We start from the raw sequence: 16,382 nt of genomic DNA, 5'->3' as shown, positions 1-16,382 counted from the left end.
CCCGCAGCCTAACCCGCGTTGCGATCCAACCATTGCCCGGCCAGGGCTCGGGCCTTGGCGTCGGCCTCAAACACCGCCTCCAGGTCATTTACCGCCACCACTGGCTCAAGCGCCAGGACGTCCTCGATGATACTCGCGATCTGCGGAAAGCGGATGCGCCGTTCAAGAAACGCCGCCACGGCCACTTCATTGGCCGCGTTGAGCATCGCCGGGGCGCTGTTACCCGCCTCGGCCGCTTGTCGCGCCAGGCGCAAACACGGGAAACGCTGCTCGTCCGGAGCTTCGAAGTCCAGGCGCGCAATTGCAAACAAGTCCAACGGTGCTACGCCGGAATCAATGCGCTCCGGCCACGCCAAGGCGTTGGCGATCGGTGTGCGCATGTCCGGGTTACCCAACTGCGCCAACACCGAACCATCCACGTAATCGACCAGGGAATGGATCACACTTTGTGGGTGAATCACCACCTCAACCTGGTCAGGCCGCGCATCGAACAACCAGCAGGCCTCGATCAACTCCAGGCCCTTGTTCATCATGCTCGCCGAATCCACCGAGATTTTGCGCCCCATGGACCAGTTCGGGTGTGCGCACGCCTGATCGGGCGACACATGCTCCAGCTCGGCCGACGGAGTCTGGCGGAAGGGTCCGCCAGATGCCGTCAGTAGAATCCGGCGCACGCCGACCTGGCTCAAGCCGCGGGCAAAATCACCGGGCATGCACTGGAAGATGGCGTTGTGCTCGCTGTCCAGAGGCAGCAACACCGCGCCGCTCTTGCGCACCGCTTGCATAAAGAGTGCGCCGGACATGACCAAGGCTTCTTTATTGGCCAGCAGGATTTTCTTGCCAGCATCAACCGCCGCCAAGGTCGGGCGCAAACCTGCTGCGCCCACAATCGCCGCCACCACGGTATCCACGTCCGCATCGGCCGAGACCTGGCACAACCCTGCCTCGCCTACCAACACCTGAGTGGCCAACCCGGCAGCCCGCAGATCATCCTGCAGACTGCGAGCCGCAGCCGCCTCTGGGACCACGGCAAAGCGCGGCGAGTGACGCACACACAATGCCAGCAGCTCGCGCAAACGCGTGAAGCCGGTCAGAGCGAAAACCTGATAGCGATCAGGGTGACGCGCAATGACGTCCAAGGTACTGAGCCCGACCGAGCCGGTCGCGCCCAGCACCGTAACCTGCTGCAGGCGGCTCACGAAGCGATCATCCACAACAGCACGGCGAAGATCGGTAGCGCAGCGGTAAGGCTGTCGATACGGTCAAGCACACCGCCATGACCTGGCAGCAGGTTACTGCTGTCCTTGATGCCAGCCTGGCGCTTGAACATGCTCTCGGTCAGGTCGCCCACCACCGAGATGAACACGACGATAGCCGTACCCAGCAAGGCCAAGAGCACTTCCTTTACCGACCAGTCGCGCACCACACCGACCACCAGCGTGATCAGCAGCGTCAAGGCCAGGCCGCCGTATACGCCCTCCCAGCTCTTGCCTGGGCTGACGGCCGGGGCCAGCTTGCGCTTGCCAAAGGCTCGGCCCGAGAAGTAGGCACCAATGTCAGCGCCCCATACCAACACCATCACCGCCAGGATCAACTCGTTGCCAAGAGGGTAACGCTTGATCTCCACCAACCCTTGCCAGGCCGGCAACAGGATTGCCAGGCCAATCACCAGCTTGCAGGCCACGCTGGACCATTGGCCACTGGTGCGCGGATAGGTGAGCACCAGGAAAGTCGCCAACGCCCACCACAACACTGCCGCACCCAGTACCCAAGGCGCGATATCCGGCAGGATGTACATGAAGAACAACAACAGCGCGACCACGGCGGCGTAGGCCACGCGCGGCAACTGGTTGACGAAGCCCGCCAGGCGCGCCCATTCCCAGGCACCAAGAGTCACGACCAGGCCGATGAACAGCGCAAAGCCGGAACCGTCGAGCAGGAAAAAACCGCACAAGGCAATCGGCAGCAGGATCAGCGCCGTGATGATTCGTTGTTTAAGCATTTAAACCCGGGCTCCAGCTTCGATCTGCTCGCTCGTTTTACCGAAGCGACGCTGACGGGAAGCGAAATCGGCCAGCGCATTACGCATGGCATCGTGTTTGAAGTCCGGCCAGAACAGGTCGGAGAAGTACAGCTCGGTGTAAGCCAGCTGCCACAGCAGGAAGTTGCTGATGCGATGCTCGCCACCGGTACGAATGCACAAGTCCGGCAACGGCAGGTCGCCGGTCACCAGGCAGGTTTGCAACAGTTCGGGCGTGATGTCATCCGGGCGCAGATGGCCGGCCTGCACTTCGCGGGCCAGCCGCTGTGCAGCCTGGGCGATATCCCACTGGCCGCCGTAGTTGGCTGCGATCTGCAGCACGAAACGGTTGCTGCCGGCAGTGATGGCCTCGGCTTCGCGCATGGCCGTTTGCAGTTCCGGATGGAACCGCGAGCGATCACCGATGATGCGCAGACTGATGTTGTTGTCGTTGAGGCGCTTGGCCTCACGACGCAGAGCCTTGAAGAACAGGTCCATCAAGGCACTGACCTCATCGGCGGGCCGCTGCCAGTTCTCACTGGAGAACGCGAACAAGGTCAGCACTTCGACCTTGGCCTCGGCGCACACCTCAATCACCGCCCTTACCGCGTCAACACCCGCTTTATGCCCGGCAACACCCGGCATAAAGCGTTTTTTCGCCCAGCGATTATTCCCATCCATGATGATCGCGACATGGCGCGGCACCACGGAGGGCACAGTCTGCTTGGTCTTTTCCATGAAGGCGTCCTGACCCTTATACGGCCATCAGGTCCGCTTCTTTTTGCTTAGTGGCAGTGTCGATTTCAGCCTCAAACTTGTCGGTCAGTTTCTGGATGTCGGCCGCAGCACGACGCTCTTCGTCCTCACTGATTTCCTTGTCCTTGACCAGCTTTTTCAGCTCGCTCAAAGCATCACGACGGATGTTACGCACGGCAACACGGGCATCTTCAGCGGCACTGCGCGCCTGCTTGGTGAAGCCCTTGCGGGTTTCTTCGGTCAGGGCAGGCATGGAGATCAGCAGCAACTCGCCCAGGTTGGTCGGGTTGAGGTTCAGGCCAGCGCTCTGGATCGCCTTGTCTACGGCAGCGAGCATGTTGCGCTCGAAGGCCACGACTTGCAGAGTGCGAGAGTCTTTTACGGTGATGTTAGCCACTTGGGTGATGGAGGTATCTGTGCCGTAATACGGGACCATCACGCTACCCAGGATGCTGGGGTGCGCCTTGCCTGTGCGAATCTGGCCAAATGCATGGGCCAGGGATTCCAGGGATTTCTGCATACGCTCTTGAGCGTCTTTCTTGATTTCGTTGATCATTGTTGGCCTTCCTCGATCAGAGTCCCTTCTGCGCCGCCGTGTACGATATTCAGCAGGGCGCCGGGCTTGTTCATGTTAAATACGCGCAGCGGCATCTTGTGGTCGCGGCACAGGCAGATAGCGGTCAGGTCCATGACACCCAGCTTGCGATCCAGTACTTCATCGTAGGTCAGATGATCGAACTTCTCGGCATGCGGGTCTTTGAATGGGTCTGCAGTGTATACGCCATCCACCTTGGTCGCCTTCAACACCACGTCGGCATCGATTTCGATAGCACGCAGGCATGCGGCCGAGTCGGTGGTGAAGAACGGGTTACCGGTGCCAGCGGCAAAGATCACCACTTCCTTGGAGTTGAGGTGGCGCATGGCTTTGCGGCGATCATAGTGATCGGTCACGCCAACCATGGAAATAGCCGACATCACGATGGCCGAGATGTTGGCGCGCTCCAGGGCGTCGCGCATGGCTAGGGCGTTCATCACAGTGGCCAGCATGCCCATGTGGTCGCCGGTAACCCGGTCCATACCGGCAGCACTCAGTGCCGCACCGCGGAACAGGTTGCCACCACCAATCACCAGGCCGACCTGCACGCCGATACCGACCAATTGGCCGACTTCCAGCGCCATGCGGTCAAGCACCTTGGGGTCGATCCCGAACTCTTCCGAGCCCATCAGGGCCTCGCCGCTGAGCTTGAGTAGAATGCGTTTATAGCGAGCCTGATAACCACTGCCCTGCTGAGCCATTGCGAATCTCTCCTGCGGCGTATTTTTTAAAAAATTCTTGGCGAGCCGTTTACGGCTTGCGTTCACTCTAGCTGGACGCTGTCACAGCGCCATCGGAACACGGCTTTGTAAGCCAGTTCCGAGAGGAAACCAAATAAAATTGGCCTTCCCATTTGAAAAGAGGCTGCGCGCGTGAGCGGGCAGCCTCTTTCGGCGACAGTTTGGAACTGTCTTATTGCTTGGCGGCAGCCAGCTGGGCAGCAACTTCTTCAGCGAAGTTGTCGACCGGCTTCTCGATGCCTTCGCCTACTTTGAAGTAAGTGAAGGAAACGATTTCAGCACCGGCTTTCTTGGCCAGTTCGCCAACCTTGATTTCAGGGTTCTTGACGAACGCCTGCTCAACCAGGCTTGCTTCAGCCAGGAACTTGCTGATGCGGCCTTTGATCATGTTTTCAACGATGTTCTCTGGCTTGCCGGCGATCTTGTCGGCGTTGAGGCTCAGGAACACAGCTTTTTCACGTTCGATTGCGTCGGCAGACACTTCCGAAGGCAGCAGGAACTCAGGGTTGCTTGCAGCAACGTGCATTGCGATGTCTTTAGCCAGCTCAACGTCGCCGCCTTTGAGAACAACTGCAACACCGATCTTGTTGCCGTGCAGGTAACCACCAACCACATCACCTTCAACGCGAACCAGGCGACGGATGTTGACGTTTTCGCCAACCTTGCCTACCAGTACCAGGCGATCAGCTTCTTGAGCTTCGATCAGCGGAGCGGCGTCAGTCATTTTCTCGGCGAACGCTTTTTCAACGCTGGCAGCTACGAATGCCTTGAAGTCGTCCTGCAGAGCCAGGAAGTCGGTCTGGGAGTTCACTTCCAGCAGAACGGCGGATTTGCCGTCTTCTTTCAGAGCGATAGCGCCTTCAGCAGCCACGTTGCCTGCTTTCTTGGCAGCCTTGATGGCGCCGGAAGCACGCATGTCATCAATGGCTTTTTCGATGTCGCCGCCGGCCTTGGTCAAGGCCTTTTTGCAATCCATCATGCCTTCGCCGGTACGCTCACGCAGTTCTTTAACCAACGCTGCAGTAATCTCTGCCATTTCAAAATCCTCTTGGATAGGTTTTCAACCATTCCACCCGATCAAACGGGCGATCAATTCTTCCCGAATCTCCGTTGTAGGCCGCTGCACGTTACAAATGATGTAGCTGCGCTGCCGACAAATGGTTTTCGAGGTGGCAAAAAGGGGGCCAAGCCCCCTTTTTGCTTACTGAGTCAACGCCAGGGCGTCAATTACTCAGCGGCAGCTACCGGAGCTTCTTCAACGAACTGCTCGGTACCACCAGCAACGTGGTTGCGACCACGGATTACAGCGTCAGCCATCGAACCCATGTACAGCTGGATAGCGCGGATTGCGTCATCGTTGCCTGGGATGATGTAGTCAACGCCTTCCGGGCTGCTGTTGGTATCGACTACGCCGATAACCGGGATGCCCAGCTTGTTGGCTTCGGTGATCGCGATGCGCTCGTGATCAACGTCGATAACGAACAGTGCGTCAGGCAGACCGCCCATGTCCTTGATACCACCCAGGGAACGATCGAGCTTTTCCAGGTCACGGGAGCGCATCAGCGCTTCTTTCTTGGTCAGCTTGGCGAAAGTACCGTCTTCGGCTTGTACTTCAAGGTCACGCAGACGCTTGATGGAAGCACGGATGGTTTTGAAGTTGGTCAGCATGCCGCCCAACCAGCGGTGATCCACGTACGGCGAACCGCAACGTGCTGCTTCTTCAGCAACGATCTTGCCAGCGGAACGCTTGGTGCCAACGAACAGGATCTTGTTTTTGCCCTGGGCCAGACGCTCTACGAAAGTCAGCGCTTCGTTGAACATTGGCAGGGTTTTTTCAAGGTTGATAATGTGAATCTTGTTACGCGCGCCGAAAATGTACTTACCCATTTTCGGGTTCCAGTAACGGGTCTGGTGACCGAAGTGCACACCGGCCTTCAGCATATCGCGCATGTTGACTTGGGACATGATAGTTCCTTAATAAGTCGGGTTTGGCCTCCACGTATCCCAATGACCAACCAGCGGCATCAAGGCCTCCGGCACCCAGGTCATCGTGTCGACACGTGTGTGGATTTAAGCTTTGCGGGGTATCCCCGGAAAGCGGCGCATTTTATACCACAGCATCGGCAAAAACGAAACCCGCAATCACACTTGCCGGTCGTCGTCTTTGCGTAAGCCCTTGAATACAGCCAACATGCCTCTACCTCATAGAGAGAAGCGATCAGCAGATGCGCATGATTTGCCAGCATCGTCTGTTAGAATCGCGTTTTTTGGGACTTGCGCGAATGCTGTAACCCTTTGTCGCGCCCCCCGTGAACCGTATTGATTTCAGCGCGTCGCGCTAGAGAGAGCCTGTATGACCGTTACCTTGAAAACCGCCGAAGACATCGCAGGCATGCGCGTTGCCGGCAAACTGGCTGCCGACGTGCTGGAAATGATCGCCGAACACGTCAAGCCCGGCGTCACCACCGAAGCGCTGGACCGCATTTGCCACGACTATATAGTCGACGTGCAAAAAGCCATCCCTGCCCCGCTGAATTACAAAGGCTTCCCCAAGTCGATCTGCACCTCGATCAACCATGTGGTGTGCCACGGCATTCCCGGTGACAAGCCATTGAAGGACGGCGACACCCTGAACATCGACGTCACGGTGATCAAGGATGGCTACCACGGCGACACCAGCCGCATGTTCCACGTCGGCAATGTACCGGTGTGGGCCGAGCGCCTGTCCCAGGTCACCCAGGAATGCATGTACAAGGCCATCGAGATCGTCAAGCCAGGCTGCCGCCTGGGTGACATCGGTGAAGTGATCCAGAAGCACGCCGAAAAGAACGGTTTCTCGGTGGTGCGCGAATTCTGCGGCCACGGTATCGGCAAAGTGTTCCACGAAGAGCCGCAGATTCTGCACTACGGCCGCGCCGGCACCGGCATGGAACTCAAGGCCGGCATGACCTTCACCATCGAACCGATGATCAATCAGGGCAAGGCCGACACCAAGGTGCTGGGCGACGGCTGGACTGCGATCACCAAGGACCGCAAGCTCTCGGCCCAGTGGGAACACACCCTGCTGGTCACCGACACCGGCTACGAGATCTTCACCCTGCGCGCCGACGACACCATCCCACGCGTTTCGGCCTGAAGGTTGCCCAGGTTTTCCCACAGCGTGTTGTGACTGACTGATAGATAGAAAGGAAAGCCGATCGATGCCCCAGGTGGATCCCGAACTCTTCGACCGTGGCCAGTTCCAGGCCGAGCTGGCATTGAAGGCAAGCCCTATCGCGGCCTTCAAGAAGGCTATCCGCCAAGCCCGCGAGGTTCTGGATGCGCGCTTTCGCAGCGGCCGGGATATTCGCCGCCTGATCGAAGACCGCGCCTGGTTCGTCGATAACATCCTGCAAAAGGCCTGGGAGCAGTTCAACTGGAGTTTCGACGCCGATATCGCCTTGGTGGCGGTCGGCGGCTACGGTCGCGGCGAACTGCACCCCTACTCCGACATCGACCTGCTGATCCTGCTGGACCAGGCCGATCATGAGACCTTTCGCGATTCCATCGAGCGCTTTCTGACGCTGCTGTGGGACATCGGCCTGGAAGTCGGCCAGAGCGTACGCTCGGTGGACGAATGCGCCGAAGAGGCCCGTGCCGACCTCACGGTGGTCACCAACCTGATGGAAAGCCGCACCATCTGTGGCCCCGAGCGCCTGCGCCAGCGCATGCTCGAAGTCACCAGCACCGCACACATGTGGCCGAGCAAGGAGTTCTTCCTGGCCAAGCGCGCCGAGCAAAAAGCCCGGCACCACAAGTACAACGACACCGAATACAACCTGGAACCCAACGTCAAAGGCTCACCGGGCGGGCTGCGGGATATCCAGACGATTTTGTGGGTGGCCCGCCGCCAATACGGCACGCTGAACCTGCGTGCCCTGGCCGGCGAAGGTTTCCTGGTGGAGAGCGAAAATACCCTGCTGGCCTCGTCCCAGGAATTTTTGTGGAAGGTGCGCTACGCCCTGCACATGCTGGCCGGGCGTTCAGAAGACCGCCTGCTGTTCGATCACCAGCGCTCAATCGCCACCCTGCTGGGCTTTGAGGGCGAAGATGCGAAGACCAGCATTGAAAGCTTCATGCAGCAGTACTACCGGGTGGTCATGAGCATTGCCCAGCTCAGCGACCTGATCATCCAGCATTTCGAAGAAGTGATCCTGGCCCCCGAAGACGAAGCGCCGCCGCAGCCGATCAATGCGCGCTTCCAGCTGCATGACGGCTATATCGAAGCGCGCAACGACAACGTGTTCCGCCGCACGCCGTTCGCCATGCTGGAAATCTTCGTGTTGATGGCCCAGCAGCCGGAAATCAAAGGCGTGCGCGCCGACACCATCCGCCTGCTGCGGGAAAACCGTCACCTGATCGATGACGACTTTCGCAACGATATCCGCAATACCAGCCTGTTTATCGAACTGTTCAAGTGCCGCATCGGCATCCACCGCAACCTGCGGCGCATGAACCGTTACGGCATTCTCGGGCGCTACCTGCCGGAGTTCGGTTTTATCGTCGGGCAGATGCAGCACGACCTGTTCCACATCTACACCGTCGATGCCCACACCCTGAACCTGATCAAACATCTGCGTAAGTTGCAGTACACCCAGGTGTCAGAGAAATTCCCGCTGGCCAGTAAGCTGATGGCCAAGCTGCCCAAGCCCGAGCTGATTTATCTGGCTGGCCTGTATCACGACATCGGCAAGGGCCGGCATGGCGACCACTCTGAGATCGGCGCGGTGGATGCCGAAGCCTTCTGCCAGCGCCACCAGTTGCCGTTGTGGGACAGCCGCCTGATTGTCTGGCTGGTGCAGAACCACCTGGTGATGTCGACAACGGCCCAGCGCAAAGACTTGTCCGACCCGCAGGTGATCCACGACTTTGCCGGCATCGTTGGCGATGAGACCCGTCTGGATTACCTGTATGTGCTGACTGTTTCCGACATCAACGCCACCAACCCGACGCTGTGGAACTCCTGGCGCGCCAGCCTGTTGCGCCAGTTGTACACCGAGACCAAGCGCGCCCTGCGCCGTGGCCTGGAGAACCCGGTGGACCGCGAAGAGCAGATCCGCCGCACCCAAAGCGCAGCCCTGGATATCCTGGTGCGCGGCGGTAATGACCCGGACGACGTCGAGCAACTCTGGTCGCAACTGGGTGACGATTATTTCCTGCGCCACACCGCCGGCGACGTGGCCTGGCACAGTGACGCGATCCTGCAGCAGCCCGCCGATGGCGGCCCACTGGTCTTGATCAAGGAAACCACCCAGCGCGAATTCGAAGGCGGCACGCAGATCTTCATCTACGCGCCCGACCAGCACGACTTCTTCGCCGTGACCGTGGCGGCCATGGACCAGCTCAACCTGAACATCCATGACGCCCGGGTCATCACCTCCAGCAGCCAGTTCACCCTCGACACCTACATCGTGCTCGACACCGACGGCGACTCGATTGGCGACAACCCGGCGCGGGTGAAAAAGATCCGCGAGGGCCTCACCGAAGCCCTACGCAACCCCGACGACTACCCCACCATCATCCAGCGCCGGGTACCGCGCCAGCTCAAGCATTTTGCCTTTGCGCCCCAGGTGACCATTTCCAACGACGCCCAGCGACCGGTAACGGTGCTGGAGCTCAGCGCACCGGATCGCCCGGGCCTGCTGGCGCGTATCGGCGGGATTTTCCTGGAGTTCGATCTGTCGTTGCAGAACGCCAAGATTGCGACCCTGGGCGAGCGCGTGGAAGACGTGTTCTTTATCACCGACGCCGACAACCAGCCACTGTCCGACCCAGAGCTGTGCCTGCGTTTACAAGCGGCGATCGTGGAGCAATTGAGCGTGAGCCAGGAACCCGGTGTCGAGCTGACCCGACTGACCATTTGAATTCTTAACTTTGTGAACAGGAGCCCTGTGGGAGCTGGCTTGCCTGCGATGCAGACACCTTGGTCCGTCAGGTAGACCGCAGTGATGCCATCGCAGGCAAGCCAGCTCCCACAGGTTCCGTGCTCACCGTGATAGAGGCTTATATGAACAACGCCCTTAACCAGTTGCAGCCCTACCCCTTCGAGAAACTGCGCGCCCTGCTCGGCAGCGTGACGCCGAACCCGGACAAACGCCCGATCGCCCTGTCCATCGGCGAGCCCAAGCACACCTCACCGGCCTTCGTTGCCGAGGCCTTGAGCAATAACCTCGATCAAATGGCGGTGTACCCCACCACGTTGGGTATCCCGGCACTGCGCGAAGCCATCGGCGCCTGGTGCGAACGCCGCTTCAATGTGCCAAAGGGCTGGCTGGACCCGGCGCGCAACATCCTGCCGGTCAACGGTACGCGCGAGGCGCTGTTTGCCTTCACCCAGACCGTGGTCAACCGTGGCGACGACGCGCTGGTAGTGAGCCCCAACCCGTTCTATCAGATCTACGAAGGCGCCGCGCTCCTGGCCGGGGCCAAGCCGCATTACCTGCCGTGCCTGGACAGCAATGGCTTCAACCCGGACTTCGACGCCGTCTCCCCAGATATCTGGAAACGTTGCCAGATCCTGTTCCTGTGCTCCCCCGGCAACCCGACTGGCGCGCTGATCCCGGTTCACACCCTGAAAAAACTCATCGCCCTGGCCGACCAATACGATTTCGTCATCGCCGCCGACGAGTGCTACAGCGAGCTGTACTTCGACGAGCAAACCCCGCCACCAGGCCTGCTCAGCGCCTGCGTCGAGCTGGGCCGCGAAGACTTCAAGCGTTGCGTGGTATTCCACAGCCTGTCCAAGCGCTCCAACCTGCCAGGGCTGCGCTCAGGCTTTGTGGCTGGCGATGCCGAGATCCTCAAGGCCTTTTTGCTGTATCGCACCTACCACGGCTGCGCGATGCCCGTGCAAACCCAGCTGGCCAGCATCGCCGCCTGGCAGGACGAGGCCCACGTACTGGCCAACCGCGACCTGTACCGCGAGAAATTCGACGCCGTGCTGGCGATCCTCAAGCCGGTGCTGGACGTGCAAAGCCCCGACGGCGGCTTTTACCTGTGGCCGAATGTGCAAGGCGACGACGCTGCTTTCTGCCGGGATTTGTTCGTGCAAGAGCATGTGACGGTGGTGCCGGGCTCTTACCTGTCGCGGGAAGTGGACGGCTTCAACCCTGGCGCGGGGCGTGTGCGCCTGGCGTTGGTGGCGCCGTTGGCGGAATGTGTGGAAGCGGCTGAACGGATTCGCGACTTCATCCAGCGTCGTCGGTAAGGGCTTATGGGTCACTTCATGTGACCCAAATTCGCCTCGCTCATATCCAGCTCCGCCAACACCTCCCTCAAGACGTCGTCACCAATCTGGTGATGACGGCTCAAGCTGTACAACTCCAACCGCTGCGCACGCAGGGCCTTGAGCCGCAATTTGCGCTCCAATTGATCCATTTGCAGCGCCAGCGCCTGGGCTTCGGCCGAATCATTGAATACGTCCAACTGGTGACGATACTCCGCCATCAGCCGCGCCTTGAGCTCGGTGGCCAGTGCCGCTTGAGCGGCGTCCGGGGTTTCGGCTTCGGCGGGCTCCTGGGCCTCCAACGCATGAATCGCCGCTACGGCGGTCTTTTTCCAGGCCTCGCGCACTTCGTTGTGGCGTTTTTCATCCGGGCCTTTTTCAACGCCACGCAGCAGTAACGGCAGCGCGATGCAGGCCGCGACCAGCGACAGCAGGATCACCCCGGCAGCGATAAAGATCAGCAGGTCACGCTCGGGAAAATCCTGGCCCGGCGCCAGCAGCAAGGGCACCGACATGACGCCCGCCAGAGTCACCGCACCGCGCACACCGCCGACGGTCAACAACCAGCAGGAGCGGGCCGTCGGCACCAGGGTCAATGCGCTTTTGCCTCGCAGACGGCGCAGCAACCCCGACAGCCGCCAGATGCTTTGCACCCAGATAAAGCGCAATACCACCAGCACCAAGAAGATCGCCACCACATCCAGGCAGCGATACATCAAGGTGGGCCACAACGTGGTTTCATGGCTGACCACGGCCTTGATGATGTCTGGTAGTTGCAGGCCGAGCAGCAGGAAGATCAAGCCGTTGAAGGCAAACTCCAGTAACGACCATACGCTGCGGTTGAGCAAGCGCGTGCTGGTCTGGCGCGGCAGCAAGTCGAGCCAGCTTTGCATCATGCCCGCTGCCACCGCCGAGAGGATGCCGGACGCGCCCAGGCGCTCAGCCAGTACGTACGCAGCAAAAGGCAGCAACAACATGAACACCACATGAGTCGCCGGGTCATCCCAGCCGCGCGCGATCATCCAGGCGCGCAGGCGGCCGACCAGCCAGCTCAACGCCACACCGATCGCCAGCCCACCCACCGCCACCAACACGAACGTCAGGCTGGCATCTGCCAGGGAAAAGACCCCGGTCAACGCTGCGGCCAGGGCAAATTTGAACGTCACCAGGCCCGACGCGTCATTCATCAAGGCTTCGCCTTGGAGCATGTGCATCAGCGGCTTGGGCAAACGGTTCTGGGAAATGGCCGACACCGCCACGGCGTCCGTCGGGGATAAAACCGCCGCCAGGGCGAAGGCCACCGGCAACGGGATGGTTGGCAATAACCAATGAATGAAATAGCCGGCGCCCACCACGGTAAACAGCACCAACCCCACCGCCAACGTCAGGATAGGGCCACGCAGGCGCCACAACTCGCGCTTGGGCATGCGCCAACCATCGGAAAACAACAGCGGCGGCAGGAACAGAAACAGGAACAGCTCCGGGTCCAGCGCCACATGTAGCCCCAACGTGGGCCAGGCCAGCAAGGCGCCGGCGGCGATCTGCACCAGGGGCAACGGCAGTGGGATGATACGCCCGACCAGGCGCGAAAAGCTGACCAGCATCAGCAGGATAAGAACGGTGTAGGCGGTTTGCATAACGCGGGTTTCCCGGACAATCGACTTGCAACGACACATCAGGCAACAACTGGCCGTTGAAGTGCCATATTACCTGGCTATGTTACTCGCCTAGGCCGCGCACCGGCTTTTGCACAAAAGTCGCACGCTGTTGACGAGCGGCGCCGAAACCCGCCGGTCGTGGCATAATCCGCGATCTTTCATTTTTCATGCGTCCAAAGGGGGGCAATTCCTTGACTGCTTCAAGCAAAACCTTGCACCTTTTCGGCATTAAAGCCTGCGACACCATGAAAAAGGCGCGCACCTGGCTCGATGAGCACGGGGTGAGCTATGAGTTCCATGACTACAAAACGGCCGGTATCGACCGCGAACACTTGACCCAATGGTGCAACGAGCACGGTTGGCAGGTGGTTTTGAACCGTGCGGGCACCACCTTTCGCAAACTCGAAGACGAACGCAAAGCCGATCTCGATCAGTCGAAAGCCATTGAATTGATGCTCGCACAACCCTCGATGATCAAGCGCCCGGTGCTCGATCTCGGTGACAGAACCCTGATTGGCTTCAAGCCAGATAGTTATTCGGCGGCCCTCAAGTAGGCCAGCCTTCCATTTTTGTAGAGGTAACAGCATGTCCAATTCCCTGTTCAGCCTGGGCTTCGGCGTCGGCACTCAGAACCGCCAAGGTGCTTGGCTGGAAGTGTTTTACGCACAACCCTTGCTCAACCCATCGGCTGAAATCGTTGCCGCCATCGCACCGATCCTCGGTTACACCGAAGGCAACCAGGCGATCACCTTCACCGTGAGCCAGGCCCTGCAACTGGCCGACGCACTCAAAGGCGTCGATGCCGCCCAGGCCGCCCTGCTCAGCCGCCTGGCAGAAAGCCACACGCCGCTGGTCGCGACCCTGCTGGCCGAAGACGCCGCACTGACGTCCACGCCTGAGGCCTACCTCAAGCTGCACCTGCTGTCCCATCGCCTGGTCAAGCCTCACGGCCTGAGCCTGGCCGGTGTGTTCCCGCAGTTGCCGAACGTGGCCTGGACCAGCCAGGGCGCCATCGACATCAACGAGCTGGCCGAGCGCCAACTGGAAGCGCGCCTGCGTGGCGACCTGCTGGAAGTGTTCTCGGTGGACAAGTTCCCGAAAATGACCGACTACGTCGTACCGGCCGGCGTGCGTATCGCTGACGCGGCACGTATCCGCCTGGGCGCGTACGTGGGCGAAGGCACCACCGTGATGCACGAAGGTTTCGTCAACTTCAACGCCGGCACCGAAGGCCCGGGCATGATCGAAGGCCGCGTATCGGCGGGCGTATTCGTCGGCAAGGGCTCGGACCTGGGCGGCGGCTGCTCCACCATGGGCACCCTGTCGGGCGGCGGCAATATCGTGATCAAGGTGGGTGAAGACTGCCTGATCGGCGCCAACGCCGGTACCGGTATCCCATTGGGCGACCGCAACACCGTGGAGTCGGGCCTGTACATTACCGCCGGCACCAAGGTGGCCCTGCTGGACGAGCAGAACCAAGTGGTCAAGGTGGTCAAGGCGCGCGAGTTGGCTGGCCAGCCAGACCTGCTGTTCCGTCGTAACTCCGAGACCGGTGCCGTGGAGTGCAAAACCCACAAATCGGCCATCGAACTGAACGAAGCGCTGCACGCTCACAACTAAGCAGCCACTCGATGCCACTAGCGGGCCGCACCTTCGGGGCGGCTCGCTTATACGAGTCTTGATCACCATGCTTGTGCCCTCCCCCTGGCGCGCCGACTTCCCGGCCATCGCCACCCTGCAACGGCAAGACCAGACCTATCTGGACAGCGCCGCCACCACGCAAAAACCCCAAGCCCTGCTGGATGCCATAAGTCATTACTACGCCAATGGCGCAGCCAATGTGCACCGTGCCCAGCATTTGCCCGGGGCCCATGCGACCCAGGCCTTTGAAGACAGCCGCAGCAAGGTCGCGCAGTGGTTGAACGCAGGTGACAGCGGGCAGGTCGTGTTTACCCACGGCGCAACCTCTGCGCTGAACCTCCTGGCCTATGGCCTGGAGCACTTATTCAATGCGGGCGATGAGATTGCCCTCAGCGCCCTGGAACACCACGCCAACTTGCTGCCCTGGCAGCAATTGGCCAAACGTCGCGCGCTCACGCTGGTGGTCTTGCCTCTGGACGATGACGGCGTGATCGACCTGGACGCCGCCGCCAGCTTGATTGGCCCACGCACGCGCCTGCTGGCGGTGAGCCAGTTGTCCAACGTGCTCGGCGCCTGGCAGCCGCTGCAAGCCTTGCTGAAGCTGGCCCAGGCACACGGCGCCCTCACGGTGGTGGACGGAGCCCAAGGCATCGTCCATGGCCGCCATGACATGCAGGCCCTGGGCTGCGACTTCTACGTGTTTTCCAGCCACAAACTCTACGGCCCGGACGGCGTCGGTGTGCTGTATGGCCGTAATGAGGCCCTGCATCATCTGCGTCACTGGCAGTTCGGCGGTGAGATGGTGCAACAGGCCGACTACCACAGCGCCAGCTTCCGTCCTGCACCACTGGGTTTCGAAGCCGGCACTCCACCGATTGCCAGCGTGATCGGCCTGGGCGCGAGCCTGGATTACCTGAGTTCGCTGGATGCTTCGGCGGTGCTCGCCCACGAAGCCGCCCTGCATGACTACCTGCTGCGTGGGCTCAAGGCACGCAATGGCGTGCGCGTGCTGGGCTCGCCACAAGTGGCGCTGGTGAGTTTTGTGGTGGAGGGCGTGCACAACGCCGACCTCGCCCACCTGCTGACCGAGCAAGGCATTGCCGTGCGTGCCGGTCATCACTGCGCAATGCCGCTGTTGAAGGCGATGACTCTGTCAGGCGCAATCCGGGTGTCCCTGGCGCTCTACAACGATTCCGACGACCTGGAGCGCTTTTTTGAAGCGCTGGACCAGGCGCTGGACATGCTGCGATGAGCTTGCCGCTGGAGGCACACGCCGCACTGGAAGCTTTCCAGGCCGTAGGCAGTTGGGAACAGCGCGCGCGGATGCTGATGCAATGGGGTGAACGCTTGCCCGCCCTGGCTGATAACGAAAAGGTCGACGCCAACCTGGTGCACGGTTGCGAAAGCCTAGTGTGGCTGGTGGGGCGTTTGCAGGACGGCCATTGGCAGTTTGCTGCGAGCAGTGAGGCGCGGATGATTCGGGGGTTGGTGGCGTTGCTGCTGGCGCGGGTCAATGGGTTGTCGGCTGATGAATTGCAAGCAGTTGACCTGCCTGACTGGTTCAATCAACTGGGCTTGTCGCGCCAGCTATCGCCGTCGCGCAGTAATGGTTTGAATGCCGTACTGCAACGCATGCGAGACCTGACGCGTACATAGAAATTAATGTGGAAGCCTGGCTTACCTGCGATGGCCATAGGTAACCGACGGT

15 protein-coding genes are annotated in these 16,382 nt (G+C 60.4%); 7 read left to right on the top strand and 8 right to left on the bottom strand.

The genetic code is table 11. The annotated features are described in order from the left end of the window. Window positions 1-8 precede the first annotated feature (8 nt). From ispC to rpsB, 7 genes are all read right to left on the bottom strand, one after another. Window positions 9-1,199: a 1-deoxy-D-xylulose-5-phosphate reductoisomerase gene (gene ispC, locus A7K61_RS13740; RefSeq protein ID WP_069557779.1), complete on the bottom strand. Its 1,191-nt coding sequence runs from the start codon at window positions 1,197-1,199 to the stop codon at window positions 9-11. Next, complete coding sequence (locus A7K61_RS13735) at window positions 1,196-2,002, bottom strand: phosphatidate cytidylyltransferase (RefSeq protein ID WP_032903249.1); 807 nt, start codon at window positions 2,000-2,002, stop codon at window positions 1,196-1,198. Before A7K61_RS13735 ends, ispC begins: the two co-directional genes overlap by 4 nt. Then, complete coding sequence (gene uppS / locus A7K61_RS13730) at window positions 2,003-2,758, bottom strand: polyprenyl diphosphate synthase (RefSeq protein WP_003189167.1); 756 nt, start codon at window positions 2,756-2,758, stop codon at window positions 2,003-2,005. Window positions 2,759-2,774: 16 nt separating this feature from the next. Then, a complete protein-coding gene (frr, locus tag A7K61_RS13725; protein ID WP_044272521.1) occupies window positions 2,775-3,332 on the bottom strand; it encodes a ribosome recycling factor in 558 nt (185 codons plus the stop codon). Beyond that, window positions 3,329-4,072, bottom strand: a complete 744-nt coding sequence (pyrH, locus tag A7K61_RS13720) for a UMP kinase (protein WP_003189161.1) — start codon at window positions 4,070-4,072, stop codon at window positions 3,329-3,331. Before pyrH ends, frr begins: the two co-directional genes overlap by 4 nt. Window positions 4,073-4,283: 211 nt before the next feature. Next, the gene (gene tsf / locus A7K61_RS13715) at window positions 4,284-5,147 is read right to left on the bottom strand and encodes a translation elongation factor Ts (RefSeq protein WP_003189160.1); all 864 of its coding nucleotides are present in this window, start codon (window positions 5,145-5,147) and stop codon (window positions 4,284-4,286) included. 191 nt (window positions 5,148-5,338) lie between these two features. Next, window positions 5,339-6,076, bottom strand: coding sequence for a 30S ribosomal protein S2 (rpsB, locus tag A7K61_RS13710; protein ID WP_003189158.1), 738 nt, complete (start codon window positions 6,074-6,076; stop codon window positions 5,339-5,341). Window positions 6,077-6,464: 388 nt separating this feature from the next. Between rpsB and map the strand changes: the two genes are divergently transcribed. From map to dapC, 3 genes are all read left to right on the top strand, one after another. After that, a complete protein-coding gene (gene map / locus A7K61_RS13705; protein ID WP_003189156.1) occupies window positions 6,465-7,247 on the top strand; it encodes a type I methionyl aminopeptidase in 783 nt (260 codons plus the stop codon). A 64-nt stretch (window positions 7,248-7,311) separates the two neighbouring features. Then, window positions 7,312-10,014: a [protein-PII] uridylyltransferase gene (locus A7K61_RS13700; RefSeq protein WP_034134914.1), complete on the top strand. Its 2,703-nt coding sequence runs from the start codon at window positions 7,312-7,314 to the stop codon at window positions 10,012-10,014. Between the two features lie 143 nt (window positions 10,015-10,157). Further along, complete coding sequence (dapC, locus tag A7K61_RS13695; protein WP_069557778.1) at window positions 10,158-11,357, top strand: succinyldiaminopimelate transaminase; 1,200 nt, start codon at window positions 10,158-10,160, stop codon at window positions 11,355-11,357. An 11-nt stretch (window positions 11,358-11,368) separates the two neighbouring features. Here the strand turns inward: dapC and A7K61_RS13690 are convergent, their stop codons facing one another. After that, window positions 11,369-13,012 carry a Na+/H+ antiporter gene (locus tag A7K61_RS13690; RefSeq protein WP_047712734.1) on the bottom strand — a complete coding sequence of 548 codons (1,644 nt, stop codon included), beginning with the start codon at window positions 13,010-13,012 and terminating at the stop codon, window positions 11,369-11,371. Between the two features lie 188 nt (window positions 13,013-13,200). Between A7K61_RS13690 and A7K61_RS13685 the strand changes: the two genes are divergently transcribed. From A7K61_RS13685 to A7K61_RS13670, 4 genes are all read left to right on the top strand, one after another. Continuing rightward, a complete protein-coding gene (locus A7K61_RS13685) occupies window positions 13,201-13,587 on the top strand; it encodes an ArsC family reductase (RefSeq protein ID WP_171905475.1) in 387 nt (128 codons plus the stop codon). Between the two features lie 31 nt (window positions 13,588-13,618). Beyond that, window positions 13,619-14,653, top strand: a complete 1,035-nt coding sequence (dapD, locus tag A7K61_RS13680) for a 2,3,4,5-tetrahydropyridine-2,6-dicarboxylate N-succinyltransferase (RefSeq protein ID WP_044272510.1) — start codon at window positions 13,619-13,621, stop codon at window positions 14,651-14,653. A gap of 67 nt (window positions 14,654-14,720) precedes the next feature. Next, window positions 14,721-15,926 carry an aminotransferase class V-fold PLP-dependent enzyme gene (locus tag A7K61_RS13675; protein ID WP_069557777.1) on the top strand — a complete coding sequence of 402 codons (1,206 nt, stop codon included), beginning with the start codon at window positions 14,721-14,723 and terminating at the stop codon, window positions 15,924-15,926. Beyond that, entirely contained in the window at window positions 15,923-16,330 is a 408-nt protein-coding gene (locus A7K61_RS13670; RefSeq protein ID WP_069557776.1) for a SufE family protein, read from the top strand. Before A7K61_RS13675 ends, A7K61_RS13670 begins: the two co-directional genes overlap by 4 nt. The last annotated feature ends 52 nt before the right edge of the window (window positions 16,331-16,382 follow it).

The sequence above is a fragment of the Pseudomonas sp. AP42 genome (assembly GCF_001728935.1).
In the GTDB taxonomy this organism is placed as follows: domain Bacteria; phylum Pseudomonadota; class Gammaproteobacteria; order Pseudomonadales; family Pseudomonadaceae; genus Aquipseudomonas; species Aquipseudomonas lactis.
The sequence above is the reverse complement of the archived record's forward strand: the minus strand, read 5'-3'. Positions and strand labels throughout refer to the sequence as shown.